The sequence below is a fragment of the Aminobacter sp. Y103A genome (assembly GCF_030294925.1).
In the GTDB taxonomy this organism is placed as follows: domain Bacteria; phylum Pseudomonadota; class Alphaproteobacteria; order Rhizobiales; family Rhizobiaceae; genus Aminobacter; species Aminobacter ciceronei.
Genome location: NZ_AP017986.1, coordinates 5,289,038 through 5,308,079 on the forward strand (window position 1 = coordinate 5,289,038; position 19,042 = coordinate 5,308,079).

Genomic DNA, 19,042 nt, shown 5'->3' on the forward strand with positions numbered 1-19,042 from the left:
CCTGAGCGGCAAGTCCCGCCTGACAGACCGTGCGTTCCGCGACTGCCGCACCTGCCGGAATGTGATTTCGCCCCTACGTCAACTGCTCGCTTGACAGACGGCTTCGAGCGCCAATAAATGCGGCCATCCGCTGGACGGGGCTGTAGCTCAGCTGGGAGAGCGCGTCGTTCGCAATGACGAGGTCAGGAGTTCGATCCTCCTCAGCTCCACCAGCGGATTTTCCCAAAGTCCCGTCCCCACGTTGAGTCCCATTTTTGCTGTTAATTTTCAGGCTCTTAGCTTGGATACGGCGATCTCGATCCGCTGAAGAGACGTGCTTTGGCGGCATCCGTGGGGCCGTTTTGGCCTCCGGTCTCTCGAAGCATTTCCCGTGCCCACAAGTTTGCGTAGCCGATGCGCGCCCATCCTAGCGATGCTTGGTCAGATGGGCAGGTATCAGCCGTCGAGTTAACGCATACTGCAAGACGAGCCGCGCAGGTCACACGAAGCGTTCATCTGCCGAACGAGACATCCGGCCGTCGGCTAGATTTGCATTACTGGAGAGCGGCTTGCTGATCGGCCCACAGCATCGGTAGCTCCATACGCGCGAGGCGTCGAGCCGAAAGAGATGCGGGTTGGTTGCCATTGAAAATGGCGTCGAGCATTGGTGGGCTGAGAAAGGCCAGTGGCAGAATACGTCCCACATCGGCACGATCAATTCCGAAGGCAGCTGCTATGCCGCCACTGCTCATGTCTGATGAGTTGGTCAGATGATCGAGAAAGACATGCGCCCGAGCAATCACATCCACCAGGGCGGCATCGGGTTCGGGTGGCGGCGCGTAAGGCGAGTCTACCACGATGCGCATCCCCACCCCTCGACGCTTTAAGCTGATCGGCACCTCAATCGTTGCTGTCTCCGGCACCAGGTCCACCTGGTCGTCATCGTGATCAGCGCTTCGATCATCATCGCCATCTAACAACTCGTTTCCTGCAACCAGCACCCGCACGGCCTGTTTTGCATCGACTTCAAAGCGAATGGCCGAAGGCATCAATGTCACCGTGCGGAGTAACAGATGCAAGGTCGCGCGACGTTGGTCACTGGGTAAGTGGTCTGCCAAGGACGCGCCCAGACTGGCGGCCCTGTCGAGCCCAGTCTCGATCAGATCGACAGACGCATATTGCTGGATCCACCCTGCAATCAAGGCGCGATCGGCCAACATCTGCGTCACATGATTGCAGACAACTCGCTCGATCTCCTCTGCCGGAATCCGCCAGCTGTCTGGAACAGCGTCAGCCGATCGCCTGACGCGCCCCGAGACATAGTATCGATAGCGCTTGCCGTGCCTCCGCGAGTGCGTGGGCGCCATCCGGTCGCCGGTGTCATCGAACAGTATGCCCGTCAGCAAATGGGTGTCAGCGTTCGGATTTGAACCCCTCGGAACCGCGGCACCGATAGCCAGTTGTCGCTGCACCGCCTGAAACAGTTCGATATCAATGATGGCTTCATGCTCGCCATCATAGACATTTCCCTTGTGGCGCACCTTGCCGATGTAGAGTGGGTTAGACAGCAATTTATACAGCATGCCCGATGTCATCGGCCGCCTATGATAGCGGGCACAACCTTCGGCAATGCCGAGCTTTTCCGTATCGCGACCGATTGAGGGCATATTTACGTCCTCAGCACTGCACATTCCTCGCGCGAATGCAGCCGCCTCCAGGCTGACTTGCCGAGCAAGCTTGGGAACCGACCTGACATCAAGGTATCGACTGAAGAGGCTCCGAACGAAGCTCGCCTCTGCTTCATTGATAAGGAGCTTTCGGTCTTCGACCAGATATCCGAGTGGGACTGTACCGCCCATCCAGATACCCTTCTGCTTGGATGCCGCGATCTTGTCTCGGATGCGCTCAGCAGTGACTTCTCGTTCGAATTGGGCGAAGGAGAGAAGTACGTTCAACGTCAACCGTCCCATAGACGTCGTGGTGTTGAACTGTTGGGTCACCGAGACGAAGGAAACACCATTGCCGTCGAAAACCTCGACGATCTTGGCAAAGTCGGCCAGCGATCGGGTCAGCCGATCGATCTTGTAGACGACAACAACATCGACCTTCCGATCCCTGATATCCTGAAGCAGACGCAGGAGCGCTGGCCGTTCCATTGTTCCCCCAGAGATGCCACCATCATCGTAGTGATCGGGGATCAGCTTCCAACCAAGGCCGACCTGCGAGGCAATGAAGGAAGCACATGCTTCCCGCTGTGCGTCGAGCGAGTTGAACTCCTGGTCGAGACCATCCTCGGTCGACTTACGGGTGTAGACTGCACAGCTCAGCCGAGTGACTGGCCGTGGCACTCGCCCTTCAGGCGAGCAGGGGCCAGAAGTCGGATGGCCGCCCTTGCTGATGCCGGCCATGGATGGGGGACGGCTGTTTCTCATAGTCCGAAGAACCTCGGACCAGACCAGTGGGCGCCGGTGATCTTTCCGGCAATTGCGGTCAGCGACCGATAAACCTTGGCCTCAAACACGTAGCCTCCTTCGATGACATCAACGACATAGGCTTTGCCGTTCCAGTCACGGATCAACCTAGCGCCTGGCCGCACCTCGCGACGTTTCGATTTGGGATCGGCCGCTCTCCTGGTGATATCCACGCCTTCATTAGCGACAGCCCCGGTCGATGGCGGATTGCGGCGCCTTGCCAAGGCCTCGCTGACCTCAGTCTTGGCAGACTTAAGCCGGCGGCGAGTCTCGGCGGAGTAGCCGCCGAGATGCTTGGCCTGGAGATGCCAACCCGCCGATCTGAGCAGCAAGTCGCGGCGCATACCATCAGGAGGAGGACAGCCATATTGCTTTTGCCAGCAAGCACTCAGGTCAGACCGTGACATAGTGTCGAGTGCTGCAAGTTCCCGCTCCAGCTTACCCTGCCTGTTCATCTCGTTCAGGCTTCCGCGGCTGTGTCATCAATCCGGTAACGTCGTACCCCGTCCTTGCCGATGTCGCTCGCGAGCTTAAGGCCGAGTTTCTTCCTCACCGTGCCGGACAGGAAGCCACGTACCGAGTGCGGTTGCCAGCCGGTGGCCTCAGCGAGCTGAGTGAGCGTCGCACCCTTGGCAAGCCGAAGTTTCTTCAACACGACATCGGCCTTGGTCTCTGACGCAGCCCGGAGCTTCGTTTTTTGGTTCGATGAGGTATCTGCGGCCGCTTTCCGCTTCGTCTTTCCAGACTTGTCGCGAGCCTTTTCCCTGGCATTCGCCGCGCTGCCTGAGTTGGCATTAACCGCAACACCAGCTCCGTCGTCGGCAACCGCGCCAAGGGCGCTCGTCATTGCATTGTCAGGCACAGCCGAACTCAATGAAAAATTCTTGGAAGTCGTCATGATCTTTTCTCCGTCGATCTCCACACCGAACCATTCGGCGCCGGTACTGACGGAAGCCCGCACTGGCGGGCAAAAGATATCGAGGAGGTGAACATCGGTTCAAATTGCTTGAGCAGACCGACCTCCCAAGCCGGTCTTTTCCCCCTGTCGGCTCTGGTTAGGCTCTAATTTGCCGTGCATCACGCGTTCGGCAGCCTCTGTCCGGTGCTGTTGTCAAAATTGTCAGATTTGAAACCACTACCTGAAGCCGGCGAATTTCAGATTCAATCTCAAACAAGATCTCCCGCAGCCCGGCGTTTACTTCAGGATTCAACTGTTCTTTGAGCGTGTTCTCGGGCATCAGCGTCTCCGTCCGTCCTGTCGGCACAACACATGCTTGCTGTGACAGGGAAGTCCAGAGGGGTGAGCTCTCATCGCGAGTTTTGTGGTCGATGTGCCGACGCGGAAGCGTTCCCGACGCAATGAGCGGGTCGCAGACGGGAATGGGGCCGAAAGCTGTCCGTCAGCTTTGTGATTTCAACTTGCTTAAGCGGAAATCGGCGGCAACAGGATGGTCGCTTGATGCGGCTATGGTGACCATTGCACAACACAAAGCAAAATCGGCCAAAGCAGGCACAAACTGGCTTCGTCGAAGATCTGGGTCCTTCGTTTGCGGATAACTGGTTGGTTGCGTCAACCCTGCGTCGGTGTTGGCTTTAGAGCAACAGCGCATCAGCGCGGCAAAGGGAAACGACATCGTGACAATGGGACAAACATCCGATCCATCCGGCAGCATGAACCGCCGTGATTTCCTCCGTGCCTCGGCCACGACGGTGGCAAGCTCGGCGATGGCAGGCGCCTTTGTCAGCTTCCGGCCGGCGCAAGCCGCCGATGGTAAGGCTATGCTGGTGCAGTACGACTGGCTGCTCGGCAACGGCCAGATAGGCGACATCGTTGCCAAGGCTAAGGGCTACTTCGCCGAGGAGGGCCTCGACGTTACGCTGGGCGGCGGCGGACCGAACGCCCAAACCCTGCCGCCGCTGCTGACTGGCCAAGCGATGCTGGCGCAAATGACCAGCTCACAGACCATTCTCGCGCACGGCGCCGGCCGTCCGGTCATGCTCTTTGCTTGCGGCTACCAGTATACGCCCTACGCCTACTTCTCGAAGCCCGGCTCGCCCATCCGAACGCCACAGGACCTGGTCGGCAAGACGATCGCGCTGAACCCCAACGGCCGCCTGACGCTGCAGATCATCATGAATCTGCACAACATTGATCCAAACAGCGTCAAGACGATCACGCAGGGCGCCGACATGACCGCGCTGCTGGTCGGCCAGGCCGATGCTGTGACAGGCTTCCTCACCAACGCCACTGCGCTGGCGGTGCTGGGCGAGGACCGGGTGGTCATGACCGCTGAATCAGCAGGCGCCCTTGGCTATGCCAATGCCTACCTGACGACGCCGGAGGTCTTCGCCACAGAGCAGGAGAGCCTGGCGAAATTCATCCGCGCCTGCAGCAAGGGCTGGGGCTGGGCTTTCGAGAATCGGAAGGAGGCGGTCGACATCATGTGCGACGCATTGCCAAACCTCGATCGCACTGTCGAGCATGCGACCGTCGACACGGTAATGAGCATTGCCTTCGGACCGGACACCAAAGCCAATGGCTGGGGCTGGTTCGATAACAATAAATTGCAGACGCAGATCGACACCTTCGACAAGGGCAAGGCCTTCGAAGTGCGCAGGCCGGTACTGAGCGAGGTCTCATCACACGCGATCCTCGACGCCACCGCTGACGCACGACCGAGGCTCGGCTGATGGCGGCAATCAGGCTATCGGGGGTAGACGTCACCTTCGCCACCGCCTCCGGCCCAATCCGGGCCCTTAGCGACGTTGCGATCGAAATTCCGAAAGGTCAGTTCTGTGTGCTGATCGGGCCGTCTGGATGTGGAAAATCTACACTGCTGAGAGTCATGGCCGACCTCCAGGCGCCCGACCAGGGCGAGGTGCAGGTTTTTGGTGGAAAGCCGTGCGAAGCGCGCCGGGCACGTCGAATATCCTTTGTGTTCCAGGAGGCCACCCTCCTGCCTTGGCGAAGCGTGATCGACAATGTCCGCCTGCCGCTTCAGGTCGGCAACTGGAAATCCGTTGGCCGGCCGCATCGCGATCCAAACGAACTCGTTCGGTTGGTAGGGCTTGGCGGCCGCGAATCGGCGCTGCCCCATCAACTTTCAGGCGGCCAGCGCCAGCGCGTCGCCATCGCTCGGGCACTCGTCACGCGGCCCGATGTACTACTCATGGACGAACCATTTGGTGCGCTCGATGAAATCACTCGCGAGCGCCTGAACGAGGAGATGCTCAATATCTGGCAGGAGACGGGAACCACCATCGTCTTCGTCACGCACAGCCTGTCCGAAGCTGCGTTCCTCGGCCAGTCGGTAGCCGTCATGGCCGCGCATCCGGGGCGGATGTCGAGTGTTATCGACCTCCAGGGCGAGAAGCCGGTGGGCGCGATGGACCGCAGCTCAAGCAAGTTCTTCGACATTACCTCAAACCTGCGACGACACCTCGAGACAGCGGAAGGGATGGCCTGACATGATGACCATCCTTCGCCCCATCCTCGGACTGTCGTCGTTGGTAATCGCCTGGGCGTTCGCGGTCTGGGTCTTCAACGTCCCGAACTACATCTCCCCCGGGCCGCTTGGCGTGGCAAAGGCATTCGGCACCAGTTTCGACGTGCTGTTTAAGAACCTGGTGCCGACGATGGAGGCAGCCATTGGCGGCTTCCTGATCGGAAATTTCGCCGCGATCTGCCTTGCGACCGTTTTTGTGCACTGGAACCGGGTGCGGGAAATCTACCTGCCGGTCGCGGTATTCTTCAACACCATCCCGATCATCGCGCTCGCGCCGGTGCTGATCTTGATCTTCGGTCTCGGTATCACCTCCAAGATCATGGTGTCGGCCATCGTGTGCTTCTTCCCGATGCTGGTGAACATGATCCGCGGCTTTGAGGCCGTCTCGGCGTCGGAACTCGAACTGATGCGGGTCATGTCGGCCTCGCGCAGAGAGGTGTTCTTCAAACTGAGGCTGCCCAGGTCCGTCCCATTCCTGTTTGCGGCGCTGCGTATATCGGCGACAGCCAGCGTCATCGGCGCGATTGTGGCTGAGTGGATCGGCGCGGAACTCGGTCTCGGCGTGTTGATCATCCAGACCACCTTCGATTACCGCACCGAGCTTCTTTATGCGGCGATCGCGACGTCTTCGCTACTGGCGCTTTCGATGTTCACGATCGTGGTCGTTGCCGAGACAATCATCGTTCGCTGGCGCACCAGCTGAACGGCGCACCACACACCAAGCACCGAGGATTTGATGAACATGACCGCCACCGGCTCTCCTGCCACAATCGGCGACCAGCGCCGCATCCAGCAACTGCGCGAGATCGACCTCCCGGGTTATGTCCTTTTGCCTGGCGATCCCGACCGCGTCGACATCATGGCATCACAGTGGGAGGATGCCACCGTGGTGACGCTGCCGCGCGCCTACAAGGCGGCGACCCGCGTCTATCGTGGTGTTCGGGTGGGCGCGATGTCGACAGCGATCGGGGCGCCTTCGCTTGAGAGTGTCTTCACCGACCTGGCGAGACTTGGGGTCCACACCTTCATCCGCGTTGGCACCTGTGGCGCGCTGCATGCCGATATCGAGCCCGGATCGCTGATTATCAACGATGCAGCCGTCAGGCTCGACGGCACGACCAACTTTTACGCCCGGCCGGAGTTTCCAGCGACGGCATCATATGAGGCGACACTCGCCTTGTCGGATTCCGCCTCGGCGCTCGGCCATCCCTACAGGATCGGCACCGGCTGCACGGCCGGCTCCTTCCTGACGGGCCAGGGACGTCCTTCACTCAACGGCTTCATGTCGAAGCACAGCGAGACCGTGCTGGAGGAAATGGCTGGCCTTGGCGTCCTCAACTTCGAGATGGAAGCGGCATCGCTGCTCACATTCGCGCGCATCTTCGGCTTCCGGGCGGGCGTGGTCTGCTCCGTCATCGCAAATCGGCGCACGGGTGTTTGGTCCGAAGGTGGAGGCGTCGCCAAAGCGTGCATGACGGGCGTCGAGGCGCTCGCAAGGCTGTCGAAGTGGGACGAAGGGCGCGGCGGCCACGGCAAGGTGCCACTCACTGCAGCCCACGTTTCGACATCGGCGTAACGATCCAGAAAGAGCATCCAACATGAACATGGCGATCATCCCGACACTCATCCGCGACAGCGTCCTCCGCGAACCGGGCATGGTGCGCATTCTCGATCGGCGGGTGTTCCCGCACAGCGTCGAATTCGTAGAATGCTTTGATGTTGAGGCCTGCGCTAGGGCGATTGAGGACATGGTGACGCAGAGCGCCGGCCCCGGGAAAGTGGCGGGAGCTGCCTTGGCGCTCGCCGCCGAAAGCTGCGCGGACGCCGATGCCGAGGGACGCATGGCAGTCATGATGGCTGCGGGAAAAAGGCTCCTCAAGACCCGGCCGACAAACAATAATATCCGGGACGTTGTCGCAGCGGTGAACGCGGAACTGCCGCAGATTGCCGGGCGCGATGATTTTGTCGAGGTCGTTGATGCGTTGGTGTGCGGCCAATGGGAAATGCGCCTGAGGAACTGCCGGCGCTTGGGAGCGGCCGCTGCGGCATTGATCGATGACGGCGATGCTATCCTGACGCATTGCTGGGCAGAGACCAGCCTGATCGACACGCTGACTGTCTGCATTGAGAGCGGCAAGAAGATCTCGGTGATCTGTACCGAGACCCGCCCCTATCTCCAGGGCGCACGCCTTACCGCTCATTCGGTCGCCGAGATGGGGCTCCGGGTGACTGTCATTACTGATGGCATGGCGGCACATGCCATGGCGAACGGACTGGTTTCGAGATACATGACGGCCGCCGACCGGGTGACCCTATCGGGCCATGTGTTCAACAAGGTCGGCACGTTCCAGATCGCGACTGCCGCAAAGGCGCTCGACGTGCCATACATCGCCATGGTGTTGAAGCCCGACCGGCTGGCGCCAGGGCCAAAAGCGGTCGAGCTGGAAATGCGCGACGGCGACGAGTCGCTTTATTGTCTCGGCCAGCGCACAGCGACGCCTCTGGCCAAGGGTTGGTATCCGGCGTTCGACATCACACCACCCGAGTTCGTCAGCGAGTATGCAACGCAGAACGGCGTATTCAAGGCACATGAACTAGCGGCGCAGTTCGGCTGAGGTGAACGGGCTGTCCACCAACAAGACTCTGATTGCGAATGGCGTCGTGTGGATTGACGGCGCCTTCCGCCCTGCCGATATCCTAATCGATGACAGTTCGATCTCCGCGTTCATCGCGCCAGGCGAGGCGAAGGATTCCGGGCTGGTGACGATCGATGCGACGGGCTGCGCGATACTGCCGCCGTTCTTCAACGGTCATGTCCACTCTTCCTCGACGCTATTGCGCGGCACCGAAAACAGCTATCCGCTGGAACTGTGGTCGCTCTGGGCTGTCTGCTACGGACGCGGCTCGACCGCGGCGTCGATTCGCGCGTCGCTGCGCCTGACTGCTATCGAAATGATCAGGGCCGGCATCGGCGGCTATGTCGACCATTTCCCGGCAGCGTCGTTCATAGACGATGCCTTGGAGGTGCATCGCCAAAGCGGCATGCGTATCGGCTTTGCACCTTTCTTTGCCGACCTGCGCGACGAGGACACTCTCGACATGCCGCTCGATCGCGCGGTGCTGGAACAGTATGCCCGGATGCAGATGACTGACCATGAAACGCTGCGCCTCAGGACCGAACGGTTGGCTGCGATGCGCGACGGGCGCATCACGCCGCTGCTTGGCCCCAACGCCCCGCAGCGATGCTCGCCACCTCTGCTCGATCTCTGGACCGAGATGGCCGCCCGCCACGATCTCGGCAGCCATACGCATCTTCTGGAAACCTATCCCCAGTATCGCCTGGCTCAGTCGCGCTGGCCTGGCGGCGCGGTGGCCGAACTCGACCGGCTCGGGCTGCTCAACTGTCGAACGTCGCTGGCGCACGCCATATGGCTGGACGAGGCCGCGCGGGATACATTGGGCAGGCGCGGCGCCACGGCGATCCACAATCCCGTTAGCAACCAGATGCTCGGCTCCGGTAACATGCCGGTACGAAAGATGCTTGATGCCGGCGTGCGGCTCGGACTTGGCACCGACTGCTCGAATACGTCTGGTCGGCACGACATGTTCGAGACCATGCGTCAGACGCTGGTTTCCGGCCGCGATCCTGGCAGTTCGCACAAGGCGTGGATACGCTCCGATGAGGTGATCGCCGCTGCGACGCAGGACGGCTGGGCGGCGCTTGGCGAAGGTCCGGCCTCTCTCAGGCCCGGCACCCGTGCCGACCTCCTGATCCTCGACTTCCGCTCCGTGACATTGGCCGCGTCGGCAATTTCGTCAGCAAGCATCGTGAGCCATGGCGACCCGCGCGCGGTTCGCGATCTGATGGTCGACGGCCAATGGCTGATGCGCGACCGCATAGTAAGGGTCTTCGACGAGGCCGCGGTGATCGCTGAAGCCGAGCATCATGCCGCTAACTTGCGAGCACTCGCCGAACCCGGTCGGGTCGCGCTGGACAAGACGTTTGACGCCTACGACGAATGGACCGAGCGGACTTTTGACGGACTGGCATGCCCGCATTGCGGGGGCCGCCACAGCCGAATGATGAACACACCCAACGAATAAGGAGAGCTTGATGAGCAGCCAAGATGACATCCGCCGGGACCTTTGCAGGACCTATGTCGAGATGGGCAATTCCGGGCTGATCTTCCTCGCGGCCGGCAATGTCAGTGCACGTGCGGGGAACGGAATGCTGATTTCACCCGCTGGGGCCTCGGTCGCATCGATTAGTCCCGAGCTGTTCGTCGACTGCGACTTCGACGGACAGGCGAACGATGGCAAGAAGCCATCAAGCGAATGGGCGATGCACTCAGCCATCTACAAGGCGTTTCCGCATGCACACGCTGTGGTCCACACGCATTCCAATTACTGCGTGGCAATGGCGTCGACGGGCGCGAGTCTGCCGGCATTTCACTACATGGTGGCGTCATTCGGCGGCAGCGACGTGCGTTGCACACCCTACGTGCTCTGGGCGACATCCGAACTCGCGGACCTCGCCGTCGAGGCGCTTCAGGGACGCACCGCCTGTCTGCTCGGCAATCACGGCATGATCTCTCATGGCAAGTCTCTGCAGGCCGCCTTCAACGCCGCGCTGCGGCTCGAGACACTTTGCATGCAATATGTGCTTGCTCGACAGGCCGGCACCGTAAAGACGCTGGCAGCCGAGCAAATGGCTGACGCAAATGCGCGCTACGCGAGCTACGGCTAAGCTCCGGTTCCGCCAAGCAGCACGTCGCGATGTGCCTCGGCCAGGCGCCGGATCCCGTCCTCGATCCGGCCGGACACGATGCTCGACACTGACAACCGGATATGATCGTCCCGGCCTTGGTCCTTATGGAAGTAGCGGGCACCTGATTCGACGAGCACGCCACGCGCCGAGGCACTGGCGGCCAGGGCCCGCCCGCCGACTCCGTCGGGGACTCTCATCCAGAACGTTGATGCGCCGTCGCAGTGTCTCCAGTCGGCGGAGGGAAAATAGAGATTGAGCGCGGCGGCCATTGTCTCCTGGCGCTCCGCCACGACCGCCTGCGCTCGGCGCAGGAAAGCCCGATAGTAGCCGCGCTCTATGAACATCGCGAGCGCACGCTGGTTGTTGCCCGGCGGGTGGCGGTGGATCAGGCGCCGCAGCGCCCGCATCTTGGCGATAACAGACGGGTGAGCGATCACGTAGCCAATGCGTAGGCCGGGCGCGATTAGTTTCGACAGGCTGGCAATGTGGATTACCCGCTCCGATCCCGGCAGCGATTTCAATGCCGGCGGATACTTGCCGTTGGCAAAGATCTCCGTCTCGAACGTGTCCTCGACCACGACAAAGTCATCCCGGTTTGCCTGCTCGAGCAATGCTGTTCGCCGCTCCAGCGACATGACCGCCGTAGTCGGACACTGATGCCCGCAGGTCAGGAACACAGTGTCACAGCCGCGCATCTGGTCGCCGAGAATGACGCCTCCCTCATCGAGCGCTAGCGGTCTGACTCGCGTCCTCGATAGGTCGAGCATCCGCGCCATGTCTGGCATGCAGGGATGTTCTATCCCCGACGTCGTTTCCGATCCGCCAAACAGCTGGCTGACCAGATAGCGGCCCTGCTGGCCGCCAAGCGTGATCAGGACGTTTTCCGGCCGGGCAAGAATGCCATGGCGCGGCAAAACTTCGGAGCGCAGCTGTTCGATTAATAGGGGGTCGTCTTCGTCAACGACATCTTTGCCCCAGTTTTGGATCTCGGTGACGCTAAGCGCAGAACGCTCGCATTCGCGCCAGCGTCCAATCGGAAAAATGGACGCGTCAAACTGACCATATAGGAAACTTGCATGCGTTGGCCTAATCGAAGGGACTTCGAACTCAGAATTCAGCTTCAGTGTGAAACGGCTGAGCCAGTCGATGGTATCGTTACTGCCACTGGGGTTGTCGTCGGCACACTCTGCATGTGGGGGGACGGCTATGTATGTGCCTGACCTGTCGCGGCTAGCTAAAACGCCTTGCTCCACTAGTATTTCGACCGCGCGCTTTGCAGTGTTGCGACTTATGCCGAGAATTTCCGCTATCACGCGTGACGACGGCATTCGCGCGCCCTCAGGAATCCGCTGTTGCCTGATCGCGGCGAGGATGATCTGCACTGTCTGAATGTGCAAATTTCCTATGGTTCGATCGAGCGGTTCTGAATGGGTCAGCCACCGACCAGCCCCCCAACTTCGCTGTAGCCTTCTTTGATCAGATGTAATGGACTCCATAAATTCTTCCAGCTGGCGGGTCGGTCAATCATACAGTTGACCACCTAGAAGGACTATCAAAGCTCAGCGAGAACGCAACCTGAAGCAAATCCGAGGTGCTCGCGATTCGGCTAAATCGGGGCCGGTAGCGGTCCGTCGGCTTTCGGCGTGTTATGTCGAGGAACTGCCGTTCCGCAGCCGCCCAAACCGATAAATCGCGCGACTCAAAATCAGTGGTTCGTTCAGCACGCAGTCTCGGCTTGAGCCAAAGACCGCCGGAGGCGAGCCATCCATTCCGGCACTTCACGCGAGCCTGTCTGGAAGGAGCCCGCCTGTGATGGAAGTTATGAGTGTGCCGTCTCGAATCGAGTCGGCAGCCGCCTGCAGATCGTCCGCCATGAACCGATCACATTCGAGGCTCGCGACTGTTGAACGAAGGGTCGCAGCGGCCTTGAGCAGTTCAGGGCTGGTCTTAAGCGGTTGGCGGAATTCGATACCCTGGGCCCCACAGATTGCTTCGATACCGAGGATGCCAAAGAGGTTATCGGTCATAACCAACAGGCGTCTCGCGCCATGGCACGCCATGGACACATGATCCTCCTGATTTGCCGATGTTGGCGTGGAGTCGACCGATGCCGGATGTGCCATCTGTTTGTTTTCAGACATGAGCGCAGCGGATGTCACTTCGGCAATCATAAGACCAGAGTTGAGGCCAGGCTTTGCGGCAAGGAAGGCCGGCAGGCCAAAGGATAGTGCGGGATCAACGAGCAGAGCAATCCGCCGCTGGGCGATGGCTCCAATTTCACAAACAGCGAGTGCGATCTGGTCAGCGGCGAAGGCGACAGGCTCGGCATGGAAATTGCCCCCGGATACGACCGAGTTATCGCTGAGCACCAAGGGATTGTCGGTAACCGCGTTGGCTTCGGTTTCGAGGGTGGAACCAACTTGCCGCAACAGATCAAGGCATGCGCCAACAACCTGCGGCTGACAACGGAGGCAGTACGGATCTTGCACCCGCTCGTCGCCTTCCAGATGGCTCGTCCGGATTTCTGAGCCCGCAAGCAGTTGACGAAGCGCGTTGCCGACGTCGATTTGCCCTTGGTGGCCACGAAGCGTGTGGATGTCGGGATGGAAAGGAGCTGTCGAACCCATCGCGGCATCGACTGACATTGCACTGGTAATGAGCGAGGCCAATAAGGCTCTATGCGCCCTAAACAGGCCGGCGAGGGCTAGTGCCGTCGATGCCTGTGTACCGTTGATTAAAGCTAAGCCTTCCTTGGCTGACAGTGTGATCGGAGACAACTCAGCTCGGTGAAGAGCGACACGGCCGGAGAGCCGGTCACCTTTGTAACAAGCCTGCCCTTCTCCCATCATCACCGCGGTCATGTGGGCAAGTGGAGCAAGATCGCCAGATGCGCCTACAGATCCTTTTTCTGGGATCACCGGGATCACGCCCTTATCCAGCATAGCTTCAATGAGGGAGATAAGTTCAATCCGCACTCCAGATGCGCCTCGTCCGAGTGAAATCAGCTTGAGCGTCATTATGAGCCGCACGATTGCTTCAGGAAGGGGCGCGCCCATCCCGCAACAGTGGGAAAGAATGAGATTGCGTTGCAGAGTTGCAGTGTCGGCGGCATCTATCTTGATTGACGCCAGCTTCCCAAAACCGGTGTTGACGCCATAGACCGGCTCCGACCCGGCCGCGATTTCGGAAATACGCTCGGCGGCTCTGTGGATGGCCGGATAGGCATTCGGGGTGACGACGGCTGGCGTTCCTTTCCAGAAGACGTCGGCGAGATCGGAAAGCGGAACGCTTCCGGGAACCAGTGTCAGGGCCATGCGAATTCCTCCACAGTAGGTGATCGTCGATGTCCAGCCATCTGCCTTGCGGACGGGCCGGAAACACATCGAATGAATGAAAGATTTCATCTTGATTAGCAACACATATTTTCATACAGTGGTCCTGCAATTAACCAAAACAGCCCGTCTGAGGCGTCAAAGGGGAATGAGATGAGCAGGATTTTGACAGCGATCGCAGTGACGCTTGCTACGACCATGACGGCACATGCGCAGCCGCGGGAACTCGTAGTTGCAGCCTTTGGTGGCGCCTACACTGACGCGCTCAAGAAGAATATCGCCACCTTCGAGAAGGAAAACGACGCCACGGTCACCTTCGTGCCGGCGTCGGGCGCAGATGGCCTTGCCAAAGCGATGGCCAAGGAAGTCGATGTGATACATGCCGATATGGCGTGGGCCTATCGTGGCGAGGCGCAGGGTGCATTCGAGAAGCTTGATCCGGCAGTAGTGACCAACCTCGCTAACCTTTTCCCAAAGGCGCGGTTTTCTGACTATGGCGTCGTTACCAATTTCGGCCAGTACGGTATCGCCTACAATCCGACACTGGTGAATCCAGCCCCGGCATCTTGGCTAGATCTCTGGAAGCCTGAGTATGAAGACCAGGTCACGACGGCGGGTTTCGATGCCGCGAATGTCGAGCTCCTCGTCCTCATGGCGAAGCTGAATGGCGGCAGCGAAGACAACATCGACCCTGGCTTCGCCAAGGTGGCCGAGCTCAGCAAGCACGTTACGGTGTTCTACAATCAGCACGCCCAACTGCTCGACCTTTTCCGTAACGAGGAAGTGGCAATGGCGCGCTGGCTCCGGGGGCGTGTCGACTGGGCAAACAAGCAAGGTGTCGCGCTGAAGTTCGCAGTCCCGAGCGAAGGCGCTATCGGTCTGGTTTCCACCGTCCATGTGGTGAAAGATCGGCCGAACAAGGACTTGGCGATGAAGTTCGTCAACTATGTCCTCAGCGAGACGAGCCAAAAGACCTATGCCGGCGATCTCGGATACACGCCAGCACGTGCGGGCCTCGATCTCGCCGGCATTGATGTCCCTTACGGTGAGGATGTCGTGAACGCTCTGCTGATTTCTGATTGGAAGAAGATCGTTCCTCAGATGGATGCGTGGAAGGAGCGCTGGGAGAAGGAAATCGTTGCTCGCTGACATACAAACACGCCCGGCCGAAAAGGCCGGGCTACCTACAAGTGGTGGAGGAAATGCGTGATGCATCAGATTGGCGTCAGCAACATCAAGAAAAACTGGGGCTCGTTCGTTGCTCTGCAGGACGTCAACCTGGATGTGCGCGAGGGTGAATTTCTGTCGATTCTGGGCCCGAGCGGCTGCGGAAAAAGCACCCTGCTCCGGATCATAGCGGGTCTCGAGGAGCCAAGTGGAGGCGACATTTACATCGCCGGCCAAAAAGTCACGCAAGACCCCGTCTGGAAGAGGAAGATCGGCTTTGTCTTCCAGAATTTCGCGCTTTGGCCGCATTTGACGGTGTTTCGCAACGTCTCGATGGGGCTTGAGCTCCGCAAGATCGAGAAAGGCGAGCTGCATGAAAGGGTCATGGAAGCTCTGCGCTTGGTGCAACTTGAAGCGCTCGCCGATCGCCTTCCTGCCCAGCTCTCGGGAGGGCAACAACAGCGCGTGGCATTAGCGCGGGCGATCGTACTGAAGCCCGAGGTCTTGTTGCTGGATGAACCTCTAAGCGCTCTCGACAAGAATTTGCGGCAAGACATGCAGGTCGAGCTGAAGGCCCTTCAACAGACATTGGGCCTGACAACAATCTTCGTGACGCACGATCAGGAAGAGGCTCTGTCGCTTTCAGACCGGGTTGTAGTCATGAATAGGGGGGTGATCGAACAACTCGACACACCGAACGCAATCTACAACCAGCCGGTCTCTGAATATGTGGCTCGCTTCGTCGGAGAGGCGTTTTTCTTCGAGGGCAGTGTCGAAGGAAACGGCACCGCGAAAACACTGCGGCTATCTGACGGGGCGGCGGTGCCGATCAAGGGAAACGGCGTGCAGGTCGGCCAGGAGGCTGTCGCGTTCGTTCGACCAGAATGGGTCGGCCTTAGCCGGCTTGATATGGCTTTTGAACCAGGGATGCCCAAGGGAACGGTGGAGCGGCTGATGTTTTTCGGTCAGTCGAGCGACTACCTGGTACGGTTGGGCGACCGCCAACTGCGTGTGAAACATCGTTCCGACGGGATGGAGTTCAAGCCAGGCGACGATGTTGCCTTGCGATGCATTGCCCAAGTTCTTCCGCGAAGTGGATCCGTGTCGTGAAGAGAGCTGCCACATCCAGCCTCACACTGCCTGCCGTTACCATACTCAGCGCCTTTTTCGTGGTGCCGCTGATTTGGGTGGTCATTCTGAGCTTCCTTACCTCAGGTCCTACGGGAGAAATCCAACAACAGTTCACGCTCGCCAATTACGGCCGGTTCCTGACTGACAGTTATTACCTCAACGACCTGCTGTTTCGCACCATTCGCCTTGCTGCGATCGCTACCCTGTTTTCTGTCGCTATCGGCTATCTCGGAGCCTTTGTCATCGTTAGGGCAGAGCCGAGTACCCAGACGTGGCTGGTCCTCCTCGTGATGCTCCCCTTGTGGGTCAACCTTGTCGTCAGAACCCTCAGCCTGATGGTCGTGCTCGGCCGAAATGGGCCGGTCAACCAGATCCTTGTGGGATTGGGTATCGCGGATCGTCCTCTCCAGCTTCTCTACAATGAGACGGCCGTCGTGATCGGTATGGTTCAGGTTGCGATACCCTTCGTCGTGATGTCGATCTATGGAGTTCTGCAGTCGATTCCACGTCAGCTCGAACACGCCGCAATGACGGTTGGAGCGACCCCATTGTCGGTATTTCGGCGGGTTACCCTTCCATTGAGTGTACCTGGCATTCTCGCAGGGAGCGTGCTCGCCTTCGGCATCAATGTGGAATCGTTTGTTGTGCCGATCCTGCTTGGTGGAGGGCGCGTCCGCTTTATGAGCGTGGCTGCCTACGAGACCGCAACGATATCGAACAATTTGCCATTCGCTGCCACGATCGGGGTGATCCTCCTGATCGTCACTATGGTGATGCTTGGCGTCTATCAGTGGGCGGTTCGCTCAGCCGGCCGTTCCACCGCAGTTCTCCAAGCAAGCTGACGGTATAGAGGATTCATACAATGCAAAAAACAGTTGTTGGAACCGCGTCATGGTATTTGGGAACGGTCGCATTCTTCATGTTCCTGCTTGCGCCGCTGGTGATCCTGATCGCGGTGTCGTTCAATCCAACGTCGATGGTGTTCCCGCCGCAAGGCTTTACCTTCAAATGGTACGCCATCATCCTGGACAAACCAGATTTCCTCCATGCTGCTTGGGCCAGCACACTTCTCGGAGTGATGACTGCCGTGATCAGCACCGGTTTCGGTGTTTTGGCGGCAATCGGGTTGCAGCGCTATACGGGAATCTTGAAGGCGCCGATCGCGTTCTTGTTGATGTCGCCATTGTTCATTCCAGCGGTAATTGTTGCGCTTGCGCTGTTTCAAATCCTGTTCATGCTCGGGATCGTGAACAACATATGGACGCTTGTCGCAGCCCATGTGGTCGTTACCATTCCCTATCCGGTCCGCAATGTCATGGCTCAGATGGAAGGTTTTGACGTCAGGCTTGAGGAAGCGGCACTTAGCGTTGGTGCGACGCCGATGCAGGCATTGCGCCGTGTGACACTGCCACTGCTGAAAGCGAGCATTGTACCTTCGCTTATCATTACTTTCGTCCTTTCCTGGAACAACTACACCGTGTCGGTGTTCCTCGCGAACAAGGACTGGACGACGCTTCCGCTACAACTGCGCGCCTATCTGCAGTACGAATACGAACCGTTTGTCGCAGCGATGTCGACAATCCTGATCATCGCTTCGATAGCATTGCTCGTCGTGGTCGATCGCACGGTAGGTCTTGGAGGCGTGAGAAAGCGCAGCTAGGCCTCTAGGAGGTGAATACCTTTCGCTTCTTCGAAGACTGATCGATCTGGTCGAGGCGCTTTTGCGCCTCACCATTCATGTTGTTGCACATGGCATCGAGCAGAACCGAAACAAGCGTTGCCGATGCCGCGTAGGAATCGAAGACCAATCGCGTGTTGACGCGAGCCTTGAGAAGCAGATCGGCATGCTTGTCGTGGTCGTTGTAGCTGGCATCCGAAACCAGAGCGACCCGCATGCCTATCTGCCGCGCAAAGTCCAGCGCCCGCACAGTTTCGCGTGGATAGAGCGGCATCATGAACGCAAGCAAGGTGCGCCCACCAGCTGCGACACATTGCTCCAACTGGTCTTCGACCATAGAGCCACCGTCCACTATCAGCCGCACATCTGGATGCACCTTGGACGCAAAGAAGCAAAAGTGCGTTGCAAGGCTGGCCGAGGCACGTAGACCCACGACCGCAAGAGGCCGCGAATTGGCCAATGCCTTTCCAAACCTGTCGACCAAAGCCTCGTCAGCGAGTGACTGGGCGAGTTCGTTGAGATTCCCAACTTCAGCCAATGCGGCCGCCTGATAGCGGTTCGCTTGCGCTTCGCCGACCGACTCCTCTCCCGTCATGCCGCTACGGAGGTAGCGTCGCATCTCAAGGTATCCGTCAAAGCCAAGCGCGATCGCAAACCGCGTCACCGATGGCTGGCTTACGTTGGCAAGGTCGGCCAGCTCCATGCTCGACAGGAAGCCAATTTCGGCACTGTGCTCAGTCAGGCACTGGGCAATTCGGCGCTGGGCAGGGGTCAGCCTCTGCCCTTCTGCGCGACGTTCAAGTTCAGCCTGGATCGCCTGGCGGTCGTTCGACTGAACGCCTGGAAGGGCTTGAGTCCCTGCGTCAACAAACTGCTCGCGGTCATCATTCGTCACGGTCGTGCTCCCCTCAGTGTCAGCGCGTGTATTAATATATTCAGAGGCATTGCATGTTGTAAAATCTATTCGCCGAAAATGACAAAGCCCCAGCATCGGAGCCGGGGCTTTGTTT

The 19,042-nt window shown here is 59.2% G+C and carries 19 protein-coding genes and 1 tRNA gene; 12 read left to right on the forward strand and 8 right to left on the reverse strand.

All coding sequences use genetic code 11. From position 1 onward, the window contains the following. Positions 1-136: 136 nt before the first annotated feature. Positions 137-212 (forward strand) — tRNA-Ala (locus Amn_RS25960). A gap of 321 nt (positions 213-533) precedes the next feature. Here Amn_RS25960 and Amn_RS25965 read toward each other — a convergent pair. The 5 genes from Amn_RS25965 to Amn_RS25985 form a co-directional block, all read right to left on the reverse strand. After that, positions 534-2,387 (reverse strand): recombinase family protein, encoded by a 1,854-nt coding sequence (locus Amn_RS25965; RefSeq protein ID WP_286293742.1) that lies wholly within the window; start codon positions 2,385-2,387, stop codon positions 534-536. 20 nt (positions 2,388-2,407) lie between these two features. Next, positions 2,408-2,905 (reverse strand): DUF2924 domain-containing protein, encoded by a 498-nt coding sequence (locus Amn_RS25970; RefSeq protein WP_286293745.1) that lies wholly within the window; start codon positions 2,903-2,905, stop codon positions 2,408-2,410. 5 nt (positions 2,906-2,910) lie between these two features. Continuing rightward, positions 2,911-3,348, reverse strand: a complete 438-nt coding sequence (locus Amn_RS25975) for a DUF3489 domain-containing protein (protein WP_286293746.1) — start codon at positions 3,346-3,348, stop codon at positions 2,911-2,913. A gap of 157 nt (positions 3,349-3,505) precedes the next feature. Continuing rightward, a complete protein-coding gene (locus Amn_RS25980; RefSeq protein ID WP_286293748.1) occupies positions 3,506-3,688 on the reverse strand; it encodes a hypothetical protein in 183 nt (60 codons plus the stop codon). Between the two features lie 162 nt (positions 3,689-3,850). After that, complete coding sequence (locus tag Amn_RS25985; protein ID WP_286293750.1) at positions 3,851-4,123, reverse strand: hypothetical protein; 273 nt, start codon at positions 4,121-4,123, stop codon at positions 3,851-3,853. 52 nt (positions 4,124-4,175) lie between these two features. On the opposite strand from Amn_RS25985, the gene Amn_RS25990 reads away from it, so the two are divergent. The 7 genes from Amn_RS25990 to Amn_RS26020 are packed head-to-tail and all read left to right on the forward strand — an operon-like array spanning position 4,176 to position 10,703. Beyond that, entirely contained in the window at positions 4,176-5,141 is a 966-nt protein-coding gene (locus Amn_RS25990) for an ABC transporter substrate-binding protein (RefSeq protein WP_286293753.1), read from the forward strand. Beyond that, a complete protein-coding gene (locus Amn_RS25995; protein WP_286293755.1) occupies positions 5,141-5,917 on the forward strand; it encodes an ABC transporter ATP-binding protein in 777 nt (258 codons plus the stop codon). The genes Amn_RS25990 and Amn_RS25995 overlap by 1 nt, the downstream gene beginning before the upstream one ends. Before the next feature lies 1 nt (position 5,918). Next, positions 5,919-6,659 carry an ABC transporter permease gene (locus tag Amn_RS26000; protein WP_286293757.1) on the forward strand — a complete coding sequence of 247 codons (741 nt, stop codon included), beginning with the start codon at positions 5,919-5,921 and terminating at the stop codon, positions 6,657-6,659. A 33-nt stretch (positions 6,660-6,692) separates the two neighbouring features. Continuing rightward, positions 6,693-7,532: a nucleoside phosphorylase gene (locus Amn_RS26005; protein ID WP_286293759.1), complete on the forward strand. Its 840-nt coding sequence runs from the start codon at positions 6,693-6,695 to the stop codon at positions 7,530-7,532. Positions 7,533-7,554: 22 nt separating this feature from the next. Next, the gene (locus Amn_RS26010) at positions 7,555-8,571 is read left to right on the forward strand and encodes a translation initiation factor eIF-2B alpha/beta/delta subunit family protein (protein WP_286293761.1); all 1,017 of its coding nucleotides are present in this window, start codon (positions 7,555-7,557) and stop codon (positions 8,569-8,571) included. A 46-nt stretch (positions 8,572-8,617) separates the two neighbouring features. Further along, the gene (locus tag Amn_RS26015) at positions 8,618-10,060 is read left to right on the forward strand and encodes an amidohydrolase family protein (protein ID WP_286293762.1); all 1,443 of its coding nucleotides are present in this window, start codon (positions 8,618-8,620) and stop codon (positions 10,058-10,060) included. 10 nt (positions 10,061-10,070) lie between these two features. After that, positions 10,071-10,703, forward strand: a complete 633-nt coding sequence (locus Amn_RS26020; protein ID WP_286298180.1) for a class II aldolase/adducin family protein — start codon at positions 10,071-10,073, stop codon at positions 10,701-10,703. On the opposite strand, the gene Amn_RS26025 is transcribed toward Amn_RS26020, so the two are convergent. Further along, positions 10,700-12,106, reverse strand: a complete 1,407-nt coding sequence (locus Amn_RS26025; protein ID WP_286293764.1) for an aminotransferase-like domain-containing protein — start codon at positions 12,104-12,106, stop codon at positions 10,700-10,702. The two genes, Amn_RS26020 and Amn_RS26025, sit on opposite strands and share 4 nt — an antisense overlap. A gap of 396 nt (positions 12,107-12,502) precedes the next feature. Next, positions 12,503-14,038 carry a histidine ammonia-lyase gene (hutH, locus tag Amn_RS26030; RefSeq protein WP_286293765.1) on the reverse strand — a complete coding sequence of 512 codons (1,536 nt, stop codon included), beginning with the start codon at positions 14,036-14,038 and terminating at the stop codon, positions 12,503-12,505. A gap of 171 nt (positions 14,039-14,209) precedes the next feature. On the opposite strand from hutH, the gene Amn_RS26035 reads away from it, so the two are divergent. From Amn_RS26035 to Amn_RS26050, 4 genes are read left to right on the forward strand one after another with little or no spacing between them, the layout of a single operon-like run. After that, on the forward strand, positions 14,210-15,205 hold the full coding sequence (locus Amn_RS26035; protein ID WP_286293766.1) for an ABC transporter substrate-binding protein: 996 nt from the start codon (positions 14,210-14,212) through the stop codon (positions 15,203-15,205). A 60-nt stretch (positions 15,206-15,265) separates the two neighbouring features. Then, the gene (locus Amn_RS26040; protein ID WP_286293767.1) at positions 15,266-16,333 is read left to right on the forward strand and encodes an ABC transporter ATP-binding protein; all 1,068 of its coding nucleotides are present in this window, start codon (positions 15,266-15,268) and stop codon (positions 16,331-16,333) included. Further along, positions 16,330-17,196 (forward strand): ABC transporter permease, encoded by an 867-nt coding sequence (locus tag Amn_RS26045; RefSeq protein WP_286293768.1) that lies wholly within the window; start codon positions 16,330-16,332, stop codon positions 17,194-17,196. Before Amn_RS26040 ends, Amn_RS26045 begins: the two co-directional genes overlap by 4 nt. Before the next feature lie 20 nt (positions 17,197-17,216). Further along, positions 17,217-18,014, forward strand: a complete 798-nt coding sequence (locus Amn_RS26050) for an ABC transporter permease (RefSeq protein ID WP_286293769.1) — start codon at positions 17,217-17,219, stop codon at positions 18,012-18,014. Between the two features lie 4 nt (positions 18,015-18,018). Here Amn_RS26050 and Amn_RS26055 read toward each other — a convergent pair whose 3' ends face one another. Then, positions 18,019-18,927 (reverse strand): MurR/RpiR family transcriptional regulator, encoded by a 909-nt coding sequence (locus Amn_RS26055; protein WP_286293770.1) that lies wholly within the window; start codon positions 18,925-18,927, stop codon positions 18,019-18,021. Positions 18,928-19,042: the final 115 nt, after the last annotated feature.

Bases quoted from the DNA above. Each gene is read 5' to 3' on its own strand.
- Amn_RS25990 (WP_286293753.1), top strand. From the start codon at position 4,176: ATGGCAGGCGCCTTTGTCAGCTTCCGGCCGGCGCAAGCCGCCGATGGT.
- Amn_RS26000 (WP_286293757.1), top strand. From the start codon at position 5,919: ATGATGACCATCCTTCGCCCCATCCTCGGACTGTCGTCGTTGGTAATC.
- Amn_RS25980 (WP_286293748.1), bottom strand. From the start codon at position 3,688: ATGCCCGAGAACACGCTCAAAGAACAGTTGAATCCTGAAGTAAACGCC.
- Amn_RS25970 (WP_286293745.1), bottom strand. From the start codon at position 2,905: ATGAACAGGCAGGGTAAGCTGGAGCGGGAACTTGCAGCACTCGACACT.
- Amn_RS26050 (WP_286293769.1), top strand. From the start codon at position 17,217: ATGCAAAAAACAGTTGTTGGAACCGCGTCATGGTATTTGGGAACGGTC.
- Amn_RS26035 (WP_286293766.1), top strand. From the start codon at position 14,210: ATGAGCAGGATTTTGACAGCGATCGCAGTGACGCTTGCTACGACCATG.
- Amn_RS26020 (WP_286298180.1), top strand. From the start codon at position 10,071: ATGAGCAGCCAAGATGACATCCGCCGGGACCTTTGCAGGACCTATGTC.
- Amn_RS25985 (WP_286293750.1), bottom strand. From the start codon at position 4,123: ATGCTGCCGGATGGATCGGATGTTTGTCCCATTGTCACGATGTCGTTT.
- hutH (WP_286293765.1), bottom strand. From the start codon at position 14,038: ATGGCCCTGACACTGGTTCCCGGAAGCGTTCCGCTTTCCGATCTCGCC.
- Amn_RS26010 (WP_286293761.1), top strand. From the start codon at position 7,555: ATGAACATGGCGATCATCCCGACACTCATCCGCGACAGCGTCCTCCGC.
- Amn_RS25965 (WP_286293742.1), bottom strand. From the start codon at position 2,387: ATGGCCGGCATCAGCAAGGGCGGCCATCCGACTTCTGGCCCCTGCTCG.
- Amn_RS25975 (WP_286293746.1), bottom strand. From the start codon at position 3,348: ATGACGACTTCCAAGAATTTTTCATTGAGTTCGGCTGTGCCTGACAAT.
- Amn_RS26040 (WP_286293767.1), top strand. From the start codon at position 15,266: ATGCATCAGATTGGCGTCAGCAACATCAAGAAAAACTGGGGCTCGTTC.
- Amn_RS25995 (WP_286293755.1), top strand. From the start codon at position 5,141: ATGGCGGCAATCAGGCTATCGGGGGTAGACGTCACCTTCGCCACCGCC.
- Amn_RS26005 (WP_286293759.1), top strand. From the start codon at position 6,693: ATGAACATGACCGCCACCGGCTCTCCTGCCACAATCGGCGACCAGCGC.